General features: G+C 59.6%; 19 protein-coding genes and 1 tRNA gene. 7 read left to right on the top strand and 13 right to left on the bottom strand.

Annotated features, from left to right (window positions below):
• Positions 1-155: 155 nt before the first annotated feature.
• Genes R6X40_RS28380 through R6X40_RS28370 form a run of 3 tightly spaced genes read right to left on the bottom strand, consistent with a single transcriptional unit; the run spans position 156 to position 2,739 of the window.
• A complete protein-coding gene (locus tag R6X40_RS28380; RefSeq protein ID WP_318418181.1) occupies positions 156-1,319 on the bottom strand; it encodes an AGE family epimerase/isomerase in 1,164 nt (387 codons plus the stop codon).
• Positions 1,320-1,333: 14 nt separating this feature from the next.
• The gene (locus R6X40_RS28375; protein ID WP_318418179.1) at positions 1,334-1,828 is read right to left on the bottom strand and encodes a heme-degrading domain-containing protein; all 495 of its coding nucleotides are present in this window, start codon (positions 1,826-1,828) and stop codon (positions 1,334-1,336) included.
• Positions 1,829-1,842: 14 nt separating this feature from the next.
• Entirely contained in the window at positions 1,843-2,739 is an 897-nt protein-coding gene (locus R6X40_RS28370) for an ROK family protein (protein ID WP_318418177.1), read from the bottom strand.
• 219 nt (positions 2,740-2,958) lie between these two features.
• Between R6X40_RS28370 and R6X40_RS28365 the strand changes: the two genes are divergently transcribed.
• Positions 2,959-3,035: transfer RNA gene (locus R6X40_RS28365), tRNA-Arg, on the top strand.
• 139 nt (positions 3,036-3,174) lie between these two features.
• Here R6X40_RS28365 and R6X40_RS28360 read toward each other — a convergent pair.
• The 3 genes from R6X40_RS28360 to R6X40_RS28350 form a co-directional block, all read right to left on the bottom strand.
• Positions 3,175-3,342, bottom strand: coding sequence for a hypothetical protein (locus R6X40_RS28360; RefSeq protein WP_318418175.1), 168 nt, complete (start codon positions 3,340-3,342; stop codon positions 3,175-3,177).
• Positions 3,343-3,684: 342 nt separating this feature from the next.
• Positions 3,685-4,968, bottom strand: coding sequence for a cystathionine gamma-synthase family protein (locus R6X40_RS28355; protein ID WP_318418173.1), 1,284 nt, complete (start codon positions 4,966-4,968; stop codon positions 3,685-3,687).
• 183 nt (positions 4,969-5,151) lie between these two features.
• Positions 5,152-6,882 carry a cation:proton antiporter gene (locus R6X40_RS28350; RefSeq protein WP_318418171.1) on the bottom strand — a complete coding sequence of 577 codons (1,731 nt, stop codon included), beginning with the start codon at positions 6,880-6,882 and terminating at the stop codon, positions 5,152-5,154.
• A gap of 221 nt (positions 6,883-7,103) precedes the next feature.
• On the opposite strand from R6X40_RS28350, the gene R6X40_RS28345 reads away from it, so the two are divergent.
• The 3 genes from R6X40_RS28345 to R6X40_RS28335 all read left to right on the top strand — a co-directional run bounded on the left by R6X40_RS28345 (position 7,104) and on the right by R6X40_RS28335 (position 9,173).
• Positions 7,104-7,241 (top strand): hypothetical protein, encoded by a 138-nt coding sequence (locus R6X40_RS28345; RefSeq protein ID WP_318418169.1) that lies wholly within the window; start codon positions 7,104-7,106, stop codon positions 7,239-7,241.
• Between the two features lie 138 nt (positions 7,242-7,379).
• Positions 7,380-7,592 carry a hypothetical protein gene (locus R6X40_RS28340; RefSeq protein ID WP_318418167.1) on the top strand — a complete coding sequence of 71 codons (213 nt, stop codon included), beginning with the start codon at positions 7,380-7,382 and terminating at the stop codon, positions 7,590-7,592.
• A 108-nt stretch (positions 7,593-7,700) separates the two neighbouring features.
• Entirely contained in the window at positions 7,701-9,173 is a 1,473-nt protein-coding gene (locus R6X40_RS28335) for an FAD/NAD(P)-binding protein (RefSeq protein ID WP_412178477.1), read from the top strand.
• Here R6X40_RS28335 and R6X40_RS28330 read toward each other — a convergent pair.
• Positions 9,161-9,292: a hypothetical protein gene (locus R6X40_RS28330; protein ID WP_318418165.1), complete on the bottom strand. Its 132-nt coding sequence runs from the start codon at positions 9,290-9,292 to the stop codon at positions 9,161-9,163. The genes R6X40_RS28335 and R6X40_RS28330 overlap by 13 nt on opposite strands.
• 168 nt (positions 9,293-9,460) lie before the next feature.
• Between R6X40_RS28330 and R6X40_RS28325 the strand changes: the two genes are divergently transcribed.
• Entirely contained in the window at positions 9,461-11,830 is a 2,370-nt protein-coding gene (locus tag R6X40_RS28325; protein WP_318418162.1) for an arylsulfatase, read from the top strand.
• Between the two features lie 24 nt (positions 11,831-11,854).
• Here the strand turns inward: R6X40_RS28325 and R6X40_RS28320 are convergent, their stop codons facing one another.
• On the bottom strand, positions 11,855-12,568 hold the full coding sequence (locus R6X40_RS28320) for an META domain-containing protein (protein WP_318418161.1): 714 nt from the start codon (positions 12,566-12,568) through the stop codon (positions 11,855-11,857).
• A 168-nt stretch (positions 12,569-12,736) separates the two neighbouring features.
• Here R6X40_RS28320 and dxr point away from each other — a divergent pair, with 168 nt between their 5' ends.
• Complete coding sequence (gene dxr, locus R6X40_RS28315; RefSeq protein WP_318418159.1) at positions 12,737-13,930, top strand: 1-deoxy-D-xylulose-5-phosphate reductoisomerase; 1,194 nt, start codon at positions 12,737-12,739, stop codon at positions 13,928-13,930.
• 7 nt (positions 13,931-13,937) lie between these two features.
• On the opposite strand, the gene R6X40_RS28310 is transcribed toward dxr, so the two are convergent.
• The 5 genes from R6X40_RS28310 to R6X40_RS28290 all read right to left on the bottom strand — a co-directional run bounded on the left by R6X40_RS28310 (position 13,938) and on the right by R6X40_RS28290 (position 20,380).
• Entirely contained in the window at positions 13,938-15,056 is a 1,119-nt protein-coding gene (locus R6X40_RS28310; RefSeq protein ID WP_318418158.1) for a serine hydrolase domain-containing protein, read from the bottom strand.
• A gap of 101 nt (positions 15,057-15,157) precedes the next feature.
• Positions 15,158-16,375, bottom strand: coding sequence for a 5-aminolevulinate synthase (hemA, locus tag R6X40_RS28305; RefSeq protein ID WP_318418220.1), 1,218 nt, complete (start codon positions 16,373-16,375; stop codon positions 15,158-15,160).
• Positions 16,376-16,600: 225 nt separating this feature from the next.
• Positions 16,601-17,398, bottom strand: coding sequence for a xanthine dehydrogenase family protein subunit M (locus R6X40_RS28300; RefSeq protein WP_318418156.1), 798 nt, complete (start codon positions 17,396-17,398; stop codon positions 16,601-16,603).
• A gap of 12 nt (positions 17,399-17,410) precedes the next feature.
• Positions 17,411-19,759, bottom strand: a complete 2,349-nt coding sequence (locus tag R6X40_RS28295) for a xanthine dehydrogenase family protein molybdopterin-binding subunit (RefSeq protein WP_318418154.1) — start codon at positions 19,757-19,759, stop codon at positions 17,411-17,413.
• A 132-nt stretch (positions 19,760-19,891) separates the two neighbouring features.
• A complete protein-coding gene (locus tag R6X40_RS28290) occupies positions 19,892-20,380 on the bottom strand; it encodes a (2Fe-2S)-binding protein (protein ID WP_318418152.1) in 489 nt (162 codons plus the stop codon).
• Between the two features lie 431 nt (positions 20,381-20,811).
• Here R6X40_RS28290 and R6X40_RS28285 point away from each other — a divergent pair, with 431 nt between their 5' ends.
• Positions 20,812-21,069, top strand: coding sequence for a glycine zipper domain-containing protein (locus R6X40_RS28285; RefSeq protein ID WP_037097462.1), 258 nt, complete (start codon positions 20,812-20,814; stop codon positions 21,067-21,069).
• Positions 21,070-21,115 lie beyond the last annotated feature (46 nt).

The raw sequence follows: 21,115 nt of genomic DNA, 5'->3' as shown, positions 1-21,115 counted from the left end.
TCTCCCGTTCTGAAAACGACAATAAACTGCAAATCAGAGATCACATAAAGATATCTTTATGTCAATATATCTGTTTGTTATTTGAGCCCACGGAAACAAAACGACCCGCCTCTTCCGGAGGCGGGTCGTTTGGAAAAGCGAGACCATATCCCGGCTTATAGCCGCTTCAGGCAATCGTCCAATTCGTAGATGGCGCACAGAATATGGTAGAAACTGCTGGCCGGTGCCGGTTCGTCGACGAAGACGCCATCTGCTTTCTGCTTGTCACGCCAAAGGCCTTCAACCGGCGTATCGAGAAAGCTCTGCAATGCGGTTGCAGCACGGACGGCGGACCGCAGATAACGTTCACGCTCCTCGCCCTGTGTGAACGCGGCAAAACGGATTGCCGACTTCAGCCATTCCGTTTGCGGCCATAACCGGGCGATCGGATCGGCGACGGAAAAATCATCAAACAGCGTCATGACGGCGACGTCGCGCGGCTGGGCAATGCCATATTGTTCGCCGATTTCGAACAGCCGCCGGGCTTTGACCAGCGCATCGGCATTGCCGCGCCGCTCGGCCCAGCGCAACAACAGCCAGGCCCATTCGAACTGGTGGCCGGGCGCGACGATACGGCCCTTGTCGCCGGGCATCGGTGCCCAGTCGTGATCGAAGAATTCACGCAACGCGCCGGTTTCCCGGTCGATGAAATGCTCCATGCAGAGGAAAGCGATCTCATCGGCAAGATTGATCCAGGCAACAGTATCGAACCCCTCCACCGTCTCGCTGGCAAGGCACGCTTCAAACAGATGCATATGCGGATTGGAGCACAGCGGCAGACGGGAAGGACTATCCTCCTCGAAGCCTGCCAAAGGGTGCTTAAAATGAGCATCCAACCTGTCGCGCAGCGCGTTGCTGCGGTCAATCATCTCCTGGCTGCGCCCGGGGAAAACCTGCGCCAGATAGGCGAAGGACAAAAGTGCAAAAGCCTGATTGTAGAGATCGAAGGACGCATCGATGAGATTGCCGTCGGCATCAGCGAGCGCACCGTAAAATCCGCTCGGCTGCAGATAGACCCGGTCGAAATAGGCGATGCCATCATTGGCGACCGTCTGCCAGTCGCCTGGCCAGCCGCGCCGCCCGGCCTCTGCAAAGCAATAGACCTGGCGCGGCTGGACGCGCGAACGGCGGTTCGCCCGCGTCGGCTGCCCCACCATGTCGATGGTCTCGACGAAACCGCCGCTGCCTGCGTCGAAGCCTTTGTCCCGCCAGAGCGGCAGAGCCTTCTCGGAAAGCCATTCGTTCAGTTTCGCAGAAAAACCGGTAATATCCATGGTCATCTATCCGTTCAGTCTCATTCGCTAAGCGTCAACCCGGCAATATCCTTGCCGAGGAGCCGGGCAAGCGCTTCAACGACCATGATGTGATCGTCGCGCTGCGGCAAGCCCGAAACGGTGACCGCGCCGATGCAGCCGGTGCCCTTGACGACAATCGGGAAACTGCCGCCATGAGGCGCAAATTCAGCGTCAGGCAGGCCGAACTTCTCCTGGAGAGTGCTTTGCGACTTGGCCAAGGATAAGCCCACAGCATAGCTGCTTTTCAGAAACCGGAAGACGCAGTTACGCTTGCGGCGCACCCAGCTCGGGTTGTCGGGCGTCGAACCTTCGAGCGCCACGTAAAACACCGGCATGGAAAACAGTGTTACGTCGATAACGACACCGAGTTTGCGCTCCACCGCCATCTCACGCAGCAGCGATCCCAGCGCCCAGCCGGTTTCCAGGCTGAAACTATCGAACTGCAATTCCTTTTCCTGAAGGGCAATACGCTCCAAATCCGCTTCGATAATCATCCTGCTCTCCCCTTCTAGTCCTTCCAGAGCCATGCGGCACCGCGCACGCCGGAACTGTCACCATGCACCGCCTTGCGGATCGGCGTTTCGAAACTGTCGCCGAAAATGTACTTGACGATCAGATCCGGCAATTCATCGTAAATTTCATCGACATTGGACATGCCGCCGCCAAGCACGAAGACATCCGGATCGACGATATTGGTCAAAAGCGCCAGGCTGCGGGCGAGCCGGTCGACAAAACGGTCATAGACGGCGGTCGCCACCGGTTCGCCATTGCGCTTGTCGGCGATGATGTCGCGGCCGCGCCGATCGACACCCGTGGTCAGACGATAATCCAGCTCGACGCCGGTGCCGCAGGCATACATGTCCAGACAGCCATGTTTGCCGCACCAGCATTTATGACCGGGATATTCCTCCTTGGTCATCCAGGGCAACGGATAATGACCAATTTCGGCAGCAATGCCCTGATAGCCGGCATGGACATGTTTTCCGATCGCCAGGCCGCCGCCGTGGCCGGTCCCGACGATCACCCCGAACACCGTATGGGCATCCTTGCCCGCGCCATCGACGGCTTCCGAAATCGCCAGGCAATTGGCGTCATTGGCAAGCCGGACCTCGCGGCCGAGCGCTGCGCCAAGATCGCGTCCGAGCGGCTGGCCATTCAAGAGCACGGCATTAGAATTGCGCACGATGCCGGTGCGCGGATTGGGGCTGCCGGGAATGCCGATGCCGATCGTGCCTGCTTGGCCGGCCGTCTGCTCAGCGGCAGCGACAAGCTCTTGAACGGCGTGGATACAGGCGTCGTAACCACTGGTCGGCGTGGCGATGCGATGCCGTGCCAGAGTTGCTCCATCGCGATCAAGCGCGATGACCTCCATTTTTGTGCCGCCCCAATCAATTCCAATGAACATGCTGGATCAAACTCTGTGGGTCTGGTTGTCAAAGGCGGCGCCATTGCGGCCGGGTCTCCTCCCCGTTTCGCCGCACCTTGCTTATCATCGGAAAACCGTTCAGCGCCAGCCCCGGCCCGCGTCACGCACATCAGAAAGGCCTGATCGCAGAAAACCACCAAAAAGCGCACCGGAAACACTTGGCTTCCACGCCCACCTTTTGTAAGGGTTCTTCAGGCTGGTCCCATAGCTCAGCAGGATAGAGCGCAAGATTCCTAATCTTGAGGCCACTGGTTCGAATCCAGTTGGGATCACCACTGACCGCCTTCACACGACATTTTCGCGAAAATGCGCAATCGGCAGATCATGTTGCCGCAGCAGCCGGCGGATATGGTGCTGGCAGGCAGGACAATCGCCCCACCTGCGTCACGTTTCGAAGCGATGCTTCAATGGCTATCAATAGCCAACCCGTACGCCGCCCGGATCAGACGCGCCGAAATCAGGCGTCGGGCCATACCCCTGATACTGGGAATAGGTGGTGTTGTTTGCGGCGCCGGTGCTTGCGCATCCAGAAAGCGCCAAAAGCGCCAGCGCTGCAACGGCCATCAGGGATTTAAGGGGCATGATTTTCTCCTGTCGAGGGAATTGGCCAGAAGGCCGGACGGCCACGGCAAATGTTCGTCTAAATCATCTGCAATGACAAGTAGGGTCGTCCCTGCGAAAGGCGAGATAACAAACGATAGCTTAAACACACCTTGAAGGGAAAACCGTGCGGCGGGCAGTCCGCAGACGTACGGACAAAGAAAAAGGCCGGGTGAAAACCCGACCTCTCCGACCCGTCTCGACAGCGATTGCCAGTACATCCGTGGTCAACCGCTGGAAACGAATTCCATGGTCGTAATATGGCAAGCGAATGTAACCATTTCAAGACAAAGCGAAAAATAAGAAAAAATCGCACAAATTCTCTCAGGCTGCATCCAGCGCCATCGTCAGGTCGGCGATCAGATCATCCGGATGTTCGATGCCGATGGAAAGCCGGATGGTGGATGCCAGTACGCCGATCCGTTGGCGAACCTCCAGCGGCACGCCGGAATGGGTCATCGTCGCCGGATGGCTGGCAAGTGATTCGGTGCCGCCGAGGCTGACGGCGAGCTTGAAGATCTGCAGCGCATTCAGAAACTTGAAGGATGCCGGCTGGCCGCCGCGAATATCGAAAGAAAAGGTCGATCCCGCCCCGGTGCACTGCGCGGCAAACGTCTTGCCGAGCGGCGACTGCGGATCATGGTAGGGCAGATAGTGGATGCCTTCGACCTTCGGATGATCGCGCAGGAAATTGGCGACTTCGAGCGCGTTGTTGTTGGCCTTCTCCATGCGGATCGACAATGTTTCCAGCGACCGGCCAAGCATCCAGCAGGAATGCGGATCAAGCTGGGTACCAATGGCGCCGCGCAGCGCCTTGACCTGTTTCATCACCGTTTTTGCGCCGAGCGCCGCCCCCGCGATCAGGTCGGAATGACCACCGACATACTTGGTCAGCGAATAGAGCGAAATATCGGCGCCATGCTCGATCGGCCGCTGAAAGACCGGGCCAAGCAGGGTATTGTCGCAGGCAACGATCGGGGTATGCCCCTGTTTCCTGCCGATCGCATCGGCAATCCTGCGGATCATTGCCACATCGACGAGACTGTTGGTGGGGTTGGCGGGCGTTTCGATCAGGATCATCGAGACCCGGCCTTTCGCCATTGCCTCTTCAGCCGCCGCCTGCACGGACGCCTCGTTGACACCATCGGCAAATCCGACCGCAGCAACGCCCATATTGAGGAAGGTCTTTGCCAGCAGCGTTTCGGTACCGCCATAAAGCGGCTGCGAATGAAGGATGGCATCACCCGGCCGGACGAATGCCAGCAACGTCGTTGCAATCGCTGACATGCCGGAGGAAAACAGCGCGCAGCTTTCCGTGCGTTCATAGACGGCGAGACGGTCCTCGACGATCTCGCTGTTGGGGTGATTGAAGCGGGAATAGACGAGCCCCGCTCCAGTTCCTGCAGGCGGCTCGCGGCGGCCTGAAACAAAATCGAAGAAATCGCGCCCTTCCTCGGCCGACTTGAAGACGAACGTGGATGTCAGAAACACTGGTGGCTTGACCGCTCCTTCGGAGAGCTCCGGATCATAACCGTAGTTCAGCATCAGGGTCTCGGGATGCAGTTTGTGATTGCCGATATGAGTCTTGGAGGGATGTGGAGCGGTCATGACAGTCTCCGGGATTGGATGCGAAAACCGCAGTCTACACCAAATTTCGCCACTGCTTCTTGCCATTCGTCGGCTTTTTTCATGCGAAAATTGCGCTTGAAGCACGAGTAGCGGGAAAAACCGGGATATTTTGAGCAATGCGAATTGGGGATCAGCCCATCTCCCGCGCTTTCCCCAGAACAATCAATCCACCCCGCCACTCTTGAGACTGCCGGGCACATTCATCTTCTTGCGCTCGCGGGCCATATCACTGACTGCAGCGCGCAGGCTCGGATGCCGGGCCATAAAAATGTTGAAATCGCGCCGGTCAAGTCTCAGGAACTGGCAGAAATCCACGGCGATCACATCGGCCGTGCGCAATCCGCCGCTGAGCAGCGCCATCTCACCGAAGAAAGCACCGGCCTCCAGCAGGACGGCATTGCCCGGCAAGCGGACCTCGGCAGCACCGGACGAAATGAAAAACATCGCATCGCCACGTTCACCGACCCGGATCACCTTGTCGCCTGGCGACGCCGATGCCGGCCGGAACAACAGCAGAAGCTCCTCGAGCGCATGCTCGTTGACTTCGGAAAACAGCGGAAAGGTATGGACCAGTTGCTGCTTCTTCAGCTGCTGTTGGCTTTCCTTCTCATCAACCCGCGCCTTGATGACGTCAAGCTCCCGGCTCAACACTTTAATTTTCCGATCGCCATACTGAGGCCCGGCACCACTGAGTGCCGTCTTCAGCCTTGCCGCAACCCAGAAAATCAGCGGATTGAGGGTAATCGAAAGAATGGCACCGGCCAGGATGAGGTCGTAACCCTCCTGCGACATGAGCCCCAGCGAAACCCCAAGCCCGGCGACGATGAAGGAGAATTCGCCGATCTGGGCCAGGCTCGCCGCCACCGTCAGCGCCATCGATGCAGGATAGCCCAGCATCAGCACGAAACCGGCGGCAATCAGCGATTTTCCAAGCGTGATCAGCGCCACGATGGCGAAGACCGCAAGCGGCTGGTCAATCAGGATCATCGGATTGAACAGCATGCCGACTGACACGAAAAACAGCACCGAAAAGGCATTCTGCAGTGGCAGAGAATCCGCGGCAGCCCGGTGGCTCAGATGCGATTCGCTCATGATGACGCCCGCAAAGAACGCTCCCAGAGCAAATGAGACACCGAAAAGCATCGCCGAGCCGAAGGCGATGCCAAGCGCGATGGCGAGAACGGTGAGTGTGAATAGCTCGCGTGAGCCGGTGCGGGCAACCAGAGTCAGCAGCCACGGAACGATCCTCGGTCCCAGAACGATGGCAAGGACGGCAAATGCACCGAGCTTGACCAATGTCAGAACGATCGTCAGCACAATAGGCGTCGTACCGGCGCTCGCCCCATGTGCCCCGGCCCCCTGAGCGCCCAGAATCTCAGCGGCGATCGGCAGGAGAACGAGCACCAGGACCATCGCCAGGTCCTCGACGATCAGCCAGCCGATGGCCACCCGGCCATTCGGCGAGTTGACCAGATTTCGCTCTTCCAGCGCCTTCAGCAGAACGACGGTGCTGGCAACGGAAATGCTGAGCCCGAAGACCAATCCGGCGCCGAGGTTCCAGCCCCAGAGCGTACACAGGCCGATCCCCAGAAGCGTTGCCAGGACGATCTGACCGACAGCGCCGGGAATGGCCACTCCGCGAACAGCGATCAGATCTGCGGCAGAAAAATGCAGGCCGACACCGAACATCAGGAGAATGACGCCGATCTCGGCCAATTGGGTGGCAAGGGCTGTATCGGCCGTGAACCCGGGTGTGAAGGGGCCCATCAGAATGCCGGCAACCAGATACCCGACCAGCGGCGGCAAACGGAGCCGATCCGCAAAATAACCGCAGCCTGCAGCCAGCACGAAGCTGATCGCGACAGTTGCTACCAATGCCATATCCTGATGCACGCACGACCCCCGGCTGCTCTTCATTCCGTCAATCTGATGTATTTGCATCATAAGCTGCCAGCAAGCGTTCGACCAACCGCCTATCGGAAAAAGGGAATATTATCGTCTTCCCGGTACCAGCAGGACGTGATGCCGCGCCCGGATAAGGCCTTGTAGCCAGCGCTTTCGGAACAAGCCGCCGATCCACACGTTTCAAGGCATGCTTAAACAGGAAATGCACAATGCAAATGACCATGCGCGCCGTTGTCTTCGTGATCGTCGGGTCGATTCTCAGCATCCTCGTGATCAAATATGCCGACAACGATCTGAACGCTGCCGTACCGATGATGGACCCCGCCACTGCCGCAGCGCCGGCCTGATCCCGCAGCGATAAAAAACCGCCACAATCAATCGTCACTCGTATCGTTCAAGGACGCGCCGCACCTCTGAGCGAAGCGTAAGCCTTGTTGGATTACGGCATTGGCAGGTCCGTGCCAGCCGGCAACAGGAGACGAAGTATGACGAAATGGCGCAACGAGCCGATGCTCCCCGATCACGTCCAGCTGTGCCAGCGTGTTTTTGACAGAGCAAGGTCAGCCCGTAACATTGCTCCCGACAGCGACGCTAACGACCCGGTGGCGGCCTTGGTGTTGACGCTCTATCGCCACGGTGTTCGCGACGAGGAAGAGCTGCTGACGCGAGTGCTCGTGGCGCTGGACGAGAAGTCCTGAAAACCGCGATGGGACCTCCGGCAGGGTTCGTCGCCACGGTAAAGGCTTGACCGTCGAATAATATTGATAAAAACTATAGACTATCAAACGGCCCGACGGTGAGGTGTCATGAACCAGTTGATCGTCAACCAGATGACAGTACCCGGCGCAGTCTCAGACGAAGCACCGGCGGGCTCGCAACGGCCGGTCGTCGCCATTATCGGCGGCGGTGTGTCGGGCGCGGCGACGGCCTTCCATCTCGCGCTGACGAACCAGACTCTGGCGCCGGAAATCATCGTGTTCGAGCCGCGTGAAAGCCTTGGCAAGGGCCTTGCCTACGATACGGCGGAACCCGCTCACCGCATCAACGTGCCGGCCGGGCGTATGAGTCTTCTGACCGACGAACCGGATCATTTCCTCCGCTGGATCGCCGACCAATCGGCAACATCAGGCGATGACGATGCCCTGCGGCCCGATGGCGCATTGTTTCCCCGCCGCAGTGTATTCGGCGATTATGTCAGTGCGATGCTGCAACCGCTTGTTACCAGCGGTGCCGTCCAGCATCGCCGCTCCACAGTCGCTCATGTCCTGCGCGATGGGCAACGCTGGTTGGTCGTCAGTGACGACGGCGCACAGACCAAGGCTGACATCGTCGTCATTGCCACCAGCCACCCGCCGCCGGTGGCACCCGGCCAGCTTCAAGCCGTGTTGAAGGACCATCCCCGCTTCATACCCGACCCAACCAGAGTAGATGCGCTTGCGGCCATCCGCCCATCGGACCGGGTGCTTGTCGTTGGCAACGGACTGACCTCAGCCGATGTGATCGCCGCACTCACTCTCAAAGGCCATGACGGCCCGGTCACCGCGATTTCACGTCGTGGACTGCGTTCTCGCGGCCATGCGCGGGTGGCGCAGGATCCCTCCGGGGACTTCCTTACGGAGCCAGCCTTCACCGCACAGGCCCTGCTGAAAAGTATTCGAAGTGCGATCCGGCAAGCGGCGCTTGACGGCCGGACCTGGCACGGTGTTATTGATCAGGTTCGGGCGCAGGGACAGGCGCTGTGGCAAATTCTCCCACTGGTGGAACAGCGGCGCATCGTCCGGCATTTGCGGCCGTTCTGGGATGTGCACCGGTTTCGGGTCGCGCCGCAGGTGGAAGCAGCGCTCGATACGGCGATCGCCGAAGGGCGTCTTGAAATCCTGGCCGGGTCGGTTGCGGCAAGCCGTATCGAGGCGGATGCGGTCCACTGTACGCTGCGTCTCCGGCGGTGTCCCGCGACCATAGAAAGAACCTACGATGCCATCGTCGTTACCACCGGCCCTGGTCATGGCGGCATTCTTGGCAGCCAGCCGTTCCTCGCCGAACTCTCGCAAAACGGCTATCTCGAACTCGATCCGACCGGCCTTGGGCTATCCTGCACCCGAAACTCGGAAGCCATCGGCCCGGTGGCGGGCGTGACGCCTTCCTTGCTGATCGCCGGCCCCCTGGCGCGCGGCACGTTCGGCGAGTTAATGGGGCTGCCGCAGGTGACCGACCATGCCGTGTTCATTGCCGCAAGGATCGCTGAATACTTGCAGGGACAGAGGCATCAACGGCCCTGATTGAGCTGGCCGGAACGTTGGCCACCCGGATTGGCTTCCATCTCGACCACCACCGGCGCGATGCTCGCGCCCACACACGGCATGATCCAGCGCGCTGGAAAGCCCATGTTACCAGCCATTTTCACCTGAACGGCATCACGACGCCGAAAAACTGCGCGCTTTGAAGGAGCCACCCGTTCCGGCGATACATCGGCACCAAAAACGGGCAATTGTTACTGTTACGTACTTACTCACGGCATCCCATTGCCATTTTCTGCGTGCACGAAACTCTGAGTGGAGCGGTGATCATGATATCGAAGCGGTCTTTGGTGGCCTCCCTCTTGCTTTCGGCAACGGCGTTGCTGCCTACCAAGCTTTCGGCCCAACAGGCGGATGACGCGGCGACGCCGAAGGCCCCGGTCGTATTGCCGTTCTCTGAACCAACGTTTCAGGGAGAGGTCGGGCGAACCTTCAAGGATTCCGACCTGCCGCAATTTCCGCGCCCGGTCCGGCCGCCACAGGGCGCCCCGAACGTGGTTGTCATCCTGCTCGATGATGCCGGGTTTGGCCAGTTCAGCACATTCGGCGGGGGCACGCCGTCTCCAACGGCAGACAAACTGGCGGCCGAAGGGTTGCGCTACAACGAATTCCATACGACGGCGCTCTGCTCGCCTACGCGCGCCGCGCTTCTGACAGGCCGCAATCACCATTCCTCCGGGTTTGGTGTGATCAGCGAGATCACCGACGGTTACGATGGCTATACCGGTATTCTGCCGAAGAGCACGGCAACCATAGCCGAAACCTTGCGTCTCAACGGCTATGCGACGGCGTGGTTCGGCAAAAACCACAATACGCCCGCCTGGGAGCAGAACCCGGCCGGTCCTTTCGATCACTGGCCCAGCGGCTATGGCTTTGACTATTTCTACGGCTTCATGGGCGGCAATGCCAGCCAGTGGGAACCGCTGATGTTCGAGAACCACACACCCGTGCCGCGCTCCGCCGACCCGAACTATCATATGGCCGCCGACCTCGCCGACCGGTCGATCGACTGGATACGATCCGAGCAGGCGATCGACCCGCAGCGGCCCTATTTCCTTTATCTCGCGCCCGGCGGCACACACTCGCCGCACCATGCGCCAAAAGACTGGATCGACAAGTTCAAGGGACAGTTCGATGCGGGATGGGACGTCTATCGCGCCCAGACCCTGGAGCGGCAGAAGGCGCTCGGGGTGGTTCCGGCAAACACGATGCTCACCGCCCGCGCCGAAGGCATTCCGGCCTGGGATAGCCTCGAGCCCGATCAAAAGCGCCTCTATGCCCATATGATGGAGGTCTTCGCCGCCTATGGCGCCTATACCGATCACGAAATGGGCCGGGTCGTCGATGCGATCCGCAAGATGCCGAATGGCGACAACACCATGATCATGTACATCATGGGCGACAACGGCGCGTCGGCGGAAGGTGGTCTCGACGGAACGCTGAATGAAATTGCGGCCTACAGTTCCGTGCCGATGACATGGAAAACCATGCTCCCGGCCATCAACGATCTCGGGTCGAAGAAATACGACAATCATTTCCCGGTCGGCTGGGCGCTGGCGATGAACACACCCTTTCAGTGGACCAAGCAGGTTGCGTCCCATTTCGGAGGCACCCGCAACCCGATGATCATTTCTTGGCCGGCCCGGATCAAGGACAAGGGCGGACTGCGGCCACAGTTCCAGCACATCATCGACGTCGCACCGACGATCCTTGAGGCAGCCGGCCTGCCGCAGCCGACGATGGTCAACGGTGTTGCGCAAAAGCCTATCGAGGGCGTCAGCATGGAATACACCTTTGACGGCGCCAAGACCGCCAGCCATCGCAAGACACAGTATTTCGAGATGCAGGGCTATCGCGGCATCTATCACGACGGCTGGATGGCCTCCTCGATCACCTTCCAGCCCTGGGTGCTGCTGCGCCCGGAATTCGATATCGATAAAGCCAAATGGGAACTCTACAAGATCGACGAGGACTTCTCGCAGGCCCACGACATCGCCGCCGCAAATCCTGGAAAGCTCAAGGAGATGGAAGACCTCTTCTGGGCTGAAGCAGCCAAATACAATGTGCTGCCGATCGACTGGCGCTCGCTTGAACGCTCATCGGACGAGGCGATGGGCCGGCCGAACCCGACCATCGGCCGCAAGCATTTTGAATATCCCGGCAACCTGACAGGCGTTCTTCTCGGCAGCGCACCGGTGCTCGTCGACCGCTCGTTCACGATCACCGCCGATATCGATATACACGCGGACAAACCGGACGGCATGCTGTTCACCCAAGGCGGCTTTACGGCCGGTTGGGGTTTCTTCGTTCAGAATGGCAAGCTTGTGGCGGAGCACAACTTCCTCGGCCTGCAACGCTACCGGATCGAATCGTCTGATCCACTGCCGGCCGGCAAGGCGACCGTTGCCATGGACTTCACCTATGATGGCGGTGGCCGCGGAAAGGGCGGGCGTCTCCTGCTATCGGTCAACGGCAAATCGGTGGGCGAAGGCAGGGTCGAGCGAACCGTGCCGCAACTCTACTCCGCCTTTGAAGGCCAGGATATCGGCATGGACAACGGCTCGCCGATCGATGAGAGCTATGCTCCGCCCTTCAAATTCCAGGGCAGGATCGACAGCGTGACCGTCGATCTGAAATAGGCACCCACCACCTGTGGACGCCGCTCACTCCACTTTGGAGCAGGAGACCCCAACGTCATCCTCGCCCTTCATGGTGTCGATCAACGTCGCCCCGTCGCCCTTCGTCCACCAGACATATTGCCCGCCGGCATATTTGGCGCCGGATCCCGAGATGACGTTTGACGCAACCACGAACTCGCTGCCGATGGTGAGTGTCACCAGCGAGACAGGTCCTGCATTGATGTATTCGGCGGCGACGGATTGACCGGCGCAGTCGTAGCGAACCGCCTGCCGGTCGATTGCCCGGGCGCCGGGAATATTGATGAGAACGTCTGACGACACCGTGTGCGGGGCAAGCCGCAGGGCCGCCTTCGAATCGGCTTTGATAAGCACCAGCTTTGTCTGTTCGATCTTCCAGGACAACCCGGTCTTCAGGGCCGCGAAAAACTTGGTCTCCTGGTCCATCACCGCCGGCACGCACATCTTGCGTGTCGCGCCCGCCGGACCGAACAGGATCTCCCCGCCCTTCAGGTCGAAAGTACCGGTGTAGTTGTTGCAGCCAGCAAAACCGGAATAGGTGCCGTCATCGTTGATTTCCAGCGTCGTCTGCAGATAATCGATGACGCCGCCGCCACCGATATCTTCGGCGAGCCATGTGCCGACCAGCTCGTTCGGCACCGATTCGGCCGCGACAGTGGAAACCGACGTGGCATCGATCAGCACGCAGGAACAGGAAAGAAACAGTGCAAGCTTCAGCATAAGGAACGTCCTTTCCGGCAAACGCCGGATTGCGCCTTGCCACCTGCGGCCAGTGATTCGCAGCACCTGCGACCCTATCGCCACCACCCGGAGCGAAGCTACCCTTGTTGACATCGGCTTTCACCTGTAGAGCCTAGCGTGAAACAACAAAAACCACGGGACTTGGCCATGACCTCCGGCGCATCTGACAAACGCCGCCTGACGATTCTGGGCTCGACGGGCTCGATCGGCACCAACACGCTTGACGTCATCCGTCAGCTCGGTGGCCGCGAAGCTTTCGAAATTGCCGCCGTGACCGGTAATGGCAATATAGCGCTGCTTGCCGAACAGGCAAAAGCCTCGGGTGCCGAGCTCGCCGTTACGGCCGATGAAAGCCAGTACGAAAATCTCAAGGCGGCACTGGCCGGAACCGGTATCGAAGCCGCGGCCGGCCGTAGCGGCCTGATCGAGGCAGCACAGCGGGATGCCGGCTGGGTCATGGCCGCCATCGTCGGCACGGCGGGTCTTGCGCCGACACTGGCTGCAGCACGGCGCGGTGCCGACATCGCGCTCGCCAACAAGGAATGCCTCGTTTCGGCCGGCGATCTCTTCGTGCGCGCCGTCCATGCCGGTGGCGGCAAGCTGCTACCGGTCGATAGCGAGCACAACGCCATCTATCAGGTATTGGAAGAACATCAGCGCCATGCCGTCGAGCGGATCATCCTGACGGCATCCGGCGGCCCGTTTCGTCGGTCAACGCTTACAGAAATGCGCGACGTCACCGCCGCAACAGCCCGCGCCCATCCCAATTGGTCGATGGGCCTGAAAATCTCGATCGACAGCGCGTCGATGTTCAACAAGGCGCTTGAGATGATCGAGGCCAAGCATCTTTTCGGCATGCGGCCGGACCAGATCGAAGTGATCGTCCATCCGCAATCGGTCATCCATTCGATGGTCGGCTATAGCGACGGTTCGGTGCTGGCACAGCTCGGCTGCCCGGATATGCGCACCGCCATCGGCTATGCGCTATCGCATCCGGCGCGACCGGCGCTCGATGTTGAGCGGCTGGATTTCGCAAAACTCTCCCGGCTCGATTTCGAGGCGCCGGACGAAGAGCGCTTCCCCGCGCTACGTCTTGCGCGACTGGCCATGGAACGCGGCGGCATGCAGAGCGCTGTGCTGAATGCCGCCAAGGAAGTGGCGCTGGAGGCTTTCATCGAAGGGAATGTCGGTTTCCTGCAAATGGCCGAGATCACCGAGACGGTCATGGAGGCGATGATCACCACTTCTGCCGCATCCAGCATGGACGACGTGTTTTCCGTCGATGCTGAAGCCCGGCGCATCGCAAAAACGATCGTCGAACGCAAGGCGGCGGCCGCCTGAGCGCAGACTACGTCGCGTAGACTGCCTCGACGATCCGGCCGGGGAACTCGCCCATACATCCTTCCAGCGCATTGTTGGTCATATTCAACACCGTCAGCCCGTTGGCTGGATCGATGAACCAGCTGTGCCCATAAACGCCTCCCCAGCGGATAGTGCCTGTTGACTGGGGCGTCATTGCTTCATCGGGGTTATCGATAATCGCACCGAAGTAACCGAAGGAGCAACCGGGGTCCGAGAGCAGCTCCCCGATGCGATTGGAAAGACCGAGACCCACCGTCTCCGGCTTGAGAACGGCACCGCCGCCGGTGCGCAACGTTTCCAGGAAAATAAGAAAGTCATCAGCCGTTCCCACCATTCCTGCACCACCGGATTGGAAGGCCTTGGGGTTGAAAATCCGCGACGGCGAAAACCCGAGCGTCCATTCCGCATCTGCCGGCCCGAAATAGGGATCACCCATTCGTACGGGAGTAGGATGCGCATCCGCATAGGGTACGGCAAGCCGCGTCCTATCGGTGACGTGAAACCGGCTATCAGCCATTCCAAGCGGACCGGCAATGTGTGCCACCACGGCATCTTCCAGCGATCCGCCATGAACCTTGGCAATCACCGCGCCGAGAATATCCGTGGCGAAGGAATAGGCCCATGCGGCTCCGGGGCGGAAAGCCAGCGGCAAGGCATTGTGACGACCGAAATTCGCCTCATAACTGAGGTCCGTATCGAGCAGCCCGCAAGTGATGGCCTGCCCCTCGGGCAGACGCTCAAGCGCCACGTCGTAGGCTAGGCCGGATGTATGGGTCAGGAGGTGATGGACCGTAATATCCGCCCTGCCGCCGTCCGAGGCTTTCGGCTGGAACCAGGGCAGATGGTCGGTAACACGGTCTGACAGGTCCATCAGGCCACGATCGACCATCGCCAGCGCCGTTGCCGCAACGATCGGCTTGGTCAGCGACGCCATGCGGAAAATCGTATCGAATTCAACCGGCTTGTCCGCTTCCCGGTCGGCAAGGCCAGCGGCGCGGCGGAAAAGCGGTTCTCCATGCTGATAGGCAAGAACCACCGCCCCGGTGATTTTGCCGGATTCGAGAAACCGGTCGATCACCTGATTGAGCCTGTGCTCGATGCCCATGCGAGAACTCCTGAAAGACTGTCCAGAATCAAAAATGCGGATCATCTTTCGACAATCCGCATTGTAAATTCAAGCCTTTGCCAATTCTTCCGCAAGAGCCCTTACGCGACAGCCCTTGCCAGCGCGCAACGCGACCAGAGTTGATGCAGAGCGCCGACCAGATGATCGATATCAGCATCCGAATGCAGCGGCGTCGGGGTGATGCGCAGACGCTCGGTCTTCTTCGGCACCGTCGGATAGTTGATCGGCTGGACATAGACGCCGCAATTGTCGAGCAAAAGATCGGAGATCCACTTGCATTTCGCCGCATCGCCGACAATCACCGGCACGATATGGCTGGCATTATTGAGGTGCGGAATGCCGTTCTTGTCGAGCAGATTGCGCAGCCGGCGGACCCGTTCCTGATGGGCGAAGCGCTCGACCTGGCTTTCCTTCAGGTGACGGATCGAGGCAACCGCACCGGCAGCAAGTGCCGGCGGAAGCGCCGTCGTGAAGATGAAGCCGGAGGCGAACGAGCGGATGAAGTCGCAAAGCGCGGTGGATGCGGCGATATAGCCGCCCATCACGCCAAAAGCCTTGCCGAGCGTGCCTTCGATGACCGTCAGGCGGTGCATCAGACCTTCGCGTTCGGCAATGCCGCCGCCACGCGCGCCGTACATGCCAACGGCGTGCACTTCGTCGAGATAGGTCATTGCACCGTACTTGTCGGCGAGGTCGCAGATTTCCTTGATCGGCGCGATATCGCCGTCCATCGAATAGACCGATTCGAATGCAATGATTTTTGGCGCGCGCGGATCGGCAGCCTTCAGCTTCGCTTCGAGATCAGTGAGAGAATTATGCTTGAAGATGACCCGCTCGCACTTGGAGTAGCGGATGCCTTCGATCATCGATGCGTGATTCCCGGCGTCCGAAAAGACGATCACACCGGGAATCTTCGAACAGAGCGTTCCGAGCGCTGCCCAGTTGGACACATAGCCGGAGGTAAACAACAGCGCCGATTCCTTGCCGTGCAGATCGGCAAGTTCGCGCTCGAGAAGAACGTGATAGTGGTTGGTGCCCGAAATATTCCGAGTGCCCCCAGCACCCGCGCCACACTGGTCGATGGCGAGCTTCATCGCCTCGGTGACCTTGGGGTGCTGGCCCATGCCGAGATAGTCGTTGGAACACCAGACGGTGACGTCCTGTTTCTCGCCCGCTGCATTGTAACGGGTCGCCTTGGGGAACTGCCCACTCTGGCGCTCCAGATCGGCGAAAACACGGTAGCGGCCTTCCTGATGCAGGCCGTCCAACTCACCCTTAAAGAAACTCTCGAAATCCATCATTGTCTCCAGAACCTTGCCGTCTTTTTGATCCAAAGCGTGGCTGCGTCAACCTTTGAGAGGGTTATCGTGGCCAAGTGCGGCAAAAGGCCCCTAATTTTGAACAGTTCCAAACTATCCGTCATGGATTTCATTCCACTTAACCTTGATCTGAGTCAAGACCATGCAAAAAGGACGGGGCCTCCCGTCCTTATATTCTGTTTCAAATAGATCAGCGGTAATCCCTCACGCGCCAGCAACGGCGCGTTTGGCCATGACCTTCACCAGATTGGCGCGATACTCCGCATTGGCGTGGATATCCGCCAGCAGATCCGACGGATCGAGCGTGATCCCGGCAAGCGCATCCGGTGACCAGTTGGCGGCAAGGGCTGCCTCCATTCCGGCATGCCGGAAGACCCCATCGGCGCCAGCACCGGTTACCGCAACCCGCACATCGCCATTGTCCCGGCGTGCCACGAAGACACCGGTCATGGCATAACGCGATGCCGGATTCCGGAACTTGGAATAGGCAGCCTTGGCCGGTGCATCGAAGGTCACAGCGACGATCATCTCGCCCTCCTCCAGCGCCGTTTCGAACAGGCCGGTGAAGAAGTCCGCCGCCTTGATCTCCCGGCCGTTGGTGACAACAACGGCATCCAGTGCCAGAAGAGCGGCGGGATAATCCGCCGCCGGATCATTGTTGGCCACCGAGCCGCCAATCGTCCCCATATGCCGTACATGCGGATCGCCGATATGATGGGCGAGATCGCAGATTGCCGGACAGACGGCTTTCAGCTCGGCTGAAGACGCCACATCGAAATGCGTCGTCGCAGCCCCAATCCGCACCGACTTGCCGTTGATGGAAATACCCTTGAGATCGGGAATATGCCGGAGATCGACGAGATCGCTCGGCGACGCCAGCCGCTGTTTCATGGTGGCAATCAGCGTCATACCGCCCGATAGATATTTGCCTTCATCTGCACCGGCTTTCAGCTTCACCGCATCCTGAACCGAGGATGCGCGATGGTAATTGGTTGCATACATATCGTTTCCTCCTCAGTTGGCGGCGTTGAGCGCAGCCCAGACCTTTTGCGGGGTGGCTGGCATCGTCAGGCTGTTATCGCCGATCGCATCGGTTATGGCGTTCATCACCGCCGGTGGCGAACCGATGGCACCCGCCTCGCCGCAGCCCTTGATCCCCAAAGGATTGGACGGGCACGGCGTGTTCTGATGCGACAGCTTGAACGACGGCAGATCATCGGCGCGCGGCATGGCGTAATCCATGTAGCTTGCAGTGATCAGCTGGCCGTTCTGCGGGTCGTAGTGGACGTTTTCAAGCAATGCCTGGCCGATCCCCTGCGCGATCCCGCCATGCACCTGACCTTCGACGATCATCGGGTTGATGATATTGCCGAAATCATCGGCAGCCACGAACTGGATGATATCGGTCACCCCCGTTTCCGGGTCGATCTCCACCTCACAGATGTAGCACCCGGCCGGGAAGGTGAAGTTGGCCGGATCGTAAAACGCCCCCTCCTTCAATCCCGGTTCCATGCCTGCGGGTAGATTGTGGGCGGTATAGGCCGCGAGCGCCACCTGAAACCAGGGCAGTGCCTTGTCGGTACCGGCCACTTTCAACTCGCCATTCTCGATGACGATATCACTTTCGTCCGCCTCCATCAGATGGGCGGCGATCTTCTTGGCCTTGGCCTCCACTTTATCGAGCGCCTTGGCGACCGCCGACATGCCGACGGCACCCGAACGCGAGCCATACGTGCCCATGCCCATCTGCACCTTGTCGGTATCGCCATGAACGATGTTGACGCTGTCGATCGGAATGCCGAACCGGTCCGAGACCAGCTGGGCAAAGGTCGTTTCGTGCCCCTGGCCATGACTGTGCGATCCGGTCATCACTTCGATGGTACCGACGGCATTGACCCGGACCTCCGCCGATTCCCAAAGGCCGACGCCCGCACCGAGCGAACCCACCGCCGCCGACGGCGCAATACCGCAAGCCTCGATGTAACAGCTCATGCCGATACCACGCTTCATGCCACGGCTGGCGGCCTCTGCCTTGCGGGCAGCAAAACCGTTCCAGTCGGCGGATGCCATCGCCGCCTCCAGCGAAGCCTCATAGTCTCCCGCATCGTAGTTCATGATCACAGGCGTTTGGTAAGGGAAGGTCCGCACGAAGTTCTTGCGCCGCAGCTCGGCCGGCGAAACGCCGAGTTCCCGTGCTGCGGTTTCCATCGTCCGTTCGAGCAGGTAGGTCGCTTCTGGCCGCCCCGCCCCGCGATAGGCATCGACTGGCACTGTGTTGGTATAGACCGTGCGGACATTGGCATGGATGGCCGGAATGGCATATTGGCCGGATAGCAGCGTCGCATAGAGATAGGTCGGCACGCAGGACGAAAACAGCGACATGTAGGCGCCCAGATTGGCAATCGTATCGACCTTCAGCCCGATGACGCGGTTGTCCTTGTCGAACGCCATTTTCACTGTCGAGACGTGATCACGGCCATGCGCGTCGGTGAGGAAAGCTTCCGTGCGGTCGCATGTCCATTTGACCGGAACCCCAGTCTTCTTCGACGCCCAGAGACATACGATCTCCTCCGGGTAGATATAGATTTTCGAACCAAAACCGCCACCAACGTCGGGCGCAATCACCCGCAGTTTGTTTTCCGGCGCGACATTGTAGAAGGCGCTCATCACCAGCCGGGCGACATGCGGATTCTGACTGGTGGTGTAGCAGGTATAGTGATCCTCGGCGCTGTCATAAATCCCGAGCGTGGCGCGCGGTTCCATCGGGTTTGGCGCCAGACGGTTGTTGCGCAACGTAATCTCGGTCACATGCGCGGCTTCGGCAATTGCCTTGTCCGCCGCGGCACCATCACCGATCTCCCAGTCGAAAATCAGATTGTTCGGGGCTGCCGGATGCAGTTGCGGCTGGCCCGGCTCCATGGATTTCACGGCATCGGTGACAGCGGGAAGGACGTCATAGTCGACCACCACGGCTTCGGCCGCGTCGCGCGCTTCACCCAGACTGTCGGCAACCACGACGGCAATGGCATCGCCGACATAGCGCACGGTTTCATGCGCCAGAGGCCGCCAAGTACCCATTTTCATCGGCGAGCCATCCTTGGAATGGATCATCCAGCCGCAGATGATGCTGCCGATCCCATCGGTCTCCAACTGCTTGCCTTCGAGGATGCCGACGACCCCCGGCATGTCGTTGGCCGCAGACATATCGATGCTTATGATCCGTGCATGGGCGTGCGGGCTGCGCACGAAGAACGCATATTTCATGCCCGGAACGCTCATGTCGTCCGTATACCGGCCCTTGCCGGTCAAAAATCGCTTGTCTTCCTTTCGCGCAACGCTTGCGCCAATGCCTTCAACACCCATGCTGCATCTCCTCCCGAGATATCTCTGCGTGGTCGGGTCGTGGCAGACGTTGGACGGCAATAGCGAAACGGCAACGCTGCAAGAGCGTGTTCGTTTCGTGTCCACCGGCTACCTTAAGTCTTCGACCGCTGCTTATTCGGCTGCTTGCTGCGCGCCGGCCATTTCGGCAGCGGCAGCGAGGATCGATTTGACGATATTGTGGTAACCGGTGCATCGACAGATATTGCCGTCGAGTTCCGAGCGCACCGTCGCCTCATCCAGATTGGCACCGTGCCTGCGGATCATGTCGACGGCAGTCATCACCATTCCGGGTGTACAGAAACCGCACTGGAGACCGTGATTGGCCTTGAAGGCCGCCTGGACAGGATGCAGCTCGCCGTTTCCGGCCAGCCCCTCGATTGTCAGGATCATCGAGCCTGCCGCCTGCGCAGCCAGGATGGTACAGCTCTTTACCGACCGGCCATCCATATGCACGACACAAGCACCACATTGCGTGGTGTCACAGCCGACATGCGTTCCAGTCAAAGCCAGATTTTCCCGTAGAAAATGCACCAGAAGGGTGCGGTCTTCGCAGTCACTGCCGACCTGCCGGCCGTTGACCGTCATTTTCACTTTCGCCATATCGCTCCTCCGAGGTTGGTCTTGCCAACGCGAGCGGCTTGTCGGGCAGATAAATCCGTTATCGCGACAGAACCGCGTCAACTCTCATGCCTGGACCGCAGGCTTTCTCCTCAAAGCGTTACGGCATTCGCATCATTTGTCTTTTTTCGGATTGCTGCAACCGCTACTTTCGATCCTGCGAAAAATTCGGAAAGCTGAGAAACATCGGCTGGACCTGTCACGCAAGGAACAGCCTTCAGCTTCCGTTCAGGTTGAATAGCATTACTTGCGACGAGGGGATTTTGCAGGATATCTGTAGACTTTCACAGACAGGCATTTATCTTTCGAAGGTGCAAGTTCGACCGGAGGGGGGCCTTACAGTCCATCTTCTATCCCTGGGGAGAAACGGGCGGCCGAGAACTCGGTTCTCGCGTCCACATTTGGAGAAACATATGAAGAAGGCCATCGTGCTTGTTTTGCTCGCTCTATCCGTCGCGAGCTGCACGCAGACTGAAAAGGGTGCCGGCATCGGCGCAGTTTCCGGCGCCATCATCGGCGGCGCAATCACCGGCGACGTTCGCGGCGCGGCTGTTGGCGCAGCGATCGGTGGCGTTTCGGGTGCTGTCATCGGTCACGTTACCGAGCAGCCCGGCCAGTGCTACTACCGCGATCGCTACGGCCGCCGCTACATCGACAGCTGCCCGCGTTGATTGCAGGCCGCGTCGCAAAAACGGTGCAACACACCGCTTTTTGACT

Origin of the sequence: Rhizobium sp. PL01 (genome assembly GCF_033447125.1) — a bacterium.
Lineage (GTDB): Bacteria > Pseudomonadota > Alphaproteobacteria > Rhizobiales > Rhizobiaceae > Pararhizobium.
Note: the sequence above shows the minus strand (reverse complement) of the source record. Positions and strands in the feature narration are given on the sequence as shown.

What these genes read in the sequence shown, in the direction of transcription:
- R6X40_RS28380 (WP_318418181.1), bottom strand. Translation starts at nt 1,319, where the DNA reads ATGACCATGGATATTACCGGTTTTTCTGCGAAACTGAACGAATGGCTT.
- R6X40_RS28375 (WP_318418179.1), bottom strand. Translation starts at nt 1,828, where the DNA reads ATGATTATCGAAGCGGATTTGGAGCGTATTGCCCTTCAGGAAAAGGAA.
- R6X40_RS28370 (WP_318418177.1), bottom strand. Translation starts at nt 2,739, where the DNA reads ATGTTCATTGGAATTGATTGGGGCGGCACAAAAATGGAGGTCATCGCG.
- R6X40_RS28360 (WP_318418175.1), bottom strand. Translation starts at nt 3,342, where the DNA reads ATGCCCCTTAAATCCCTGATGGCCGTTGCAGCGCTGGCGCTTTTGGCG.
- R6X40_RS28355 (WP_318418173.1), bottom strand. Translation starts at nt 4,968, where the DNA reads ATGACCGCTCCACATCCCTCCAAGACTCATATCGGCAATCACAAACTG.
- R6X40_RS28345 (WP_318418169.1), top strand. Translation starts at nt 7,104, where the DNA reads ATGCAAATGACCATGCGCGCCGTTGTCTTCGTGATCGTCGGGTCGATT.
- R6X40_RS28340 (WP_318418167.1), top strand. Translation starts at nt 7,380, where the DNA reads ATGACGAAATGGCGCAACGAGCCGATGCTCCCCGATCACGTCCAGCTG.
- R6X40_RS28335 (WP_412178477.1), top strand. Translation starts at nt 7,701, where the DNA reads ATGAACCAGTTGATCGTCAACCAGATGACAGTACCCGGCGCAGTCTCA.
- R6X40_RS28330 (WP_318418165.1), bottom strand. Translation starts at nt 9,292, where the DNA reads ATGGCTGGTAACATGGGCTTTCCAGCGCGCTGGATCATGCCGTGTGTG.
- R6X40_RS28325 (WP_318418162.1), top strand. Translation starts at nt 9,461, where the DNA reads ATGATATCGAAGCGGTCTTTGGTGGCCTCCCTCTTGCTTTCGGCAACG.
- R6X40_RS28320 (WP_318418161.1), bottom strand. Translation starts at nt 12,568, where the DNA reads ATGCTGAAGCTTGCACTGTTTCTTTCCTGTTCCTGCGTGCTGATCGAT.
- dxr (WP_318418159.1), top strand. Translation starts at nt 12,737, where the DNA reads ATGACCTCCGGCGCATCTGACAAACGCCGCCTGACGATTCTGGGCTCG.
- R6X40_RS28310 (WP_318418158.1), bottom strand. Translation starts at nt 15,056, where the DNA reads ATGGGCATCGAGCACAGGCTCAATCAGGTGATCGACCGGTTTCTCGAA.
- hemA (WP_318418220.1), bottom strand. Translation starts at nt 16,375, where the DNA reads ATGGATTTCGAGAGTTTCTTTAAGGGTGAGTTGGACGGCCTGCATCAG.
- R6X40_RS28300 (WP_318418156.1), bottom strand. Translation starts at nt 17,398, where the DNA reads ATGTATGCAACCAATTACCATCGCGCATCCTCGGTTCAGGATGCGGTG.
- R6X40_RS28295 (WP_318418154.1), bottom strand. Translation starts at nt 19,759, where the DNA reads ATGGGTGTTGAAGGCATTGGCGCAAGCGTTGCGCGAAAGGAAGACAAG.
- R6X40_RS28290 (WP_318418152.1), bottom strand. Translation starts at nt 20,380, where the DNA reads ATGGCGAAAGTGAAAATGACGGTCAACGGCCGGCAGGTCGGCAGTGAC.
- R6X40_RS28285 (WP_037097462.1), top strand. Translation starts at nt 20,812, where the DNA reads ATGAAGAAGGCCATCGTGCTTGTTTTGCTCGCTCTATCCGTCGCGAGC.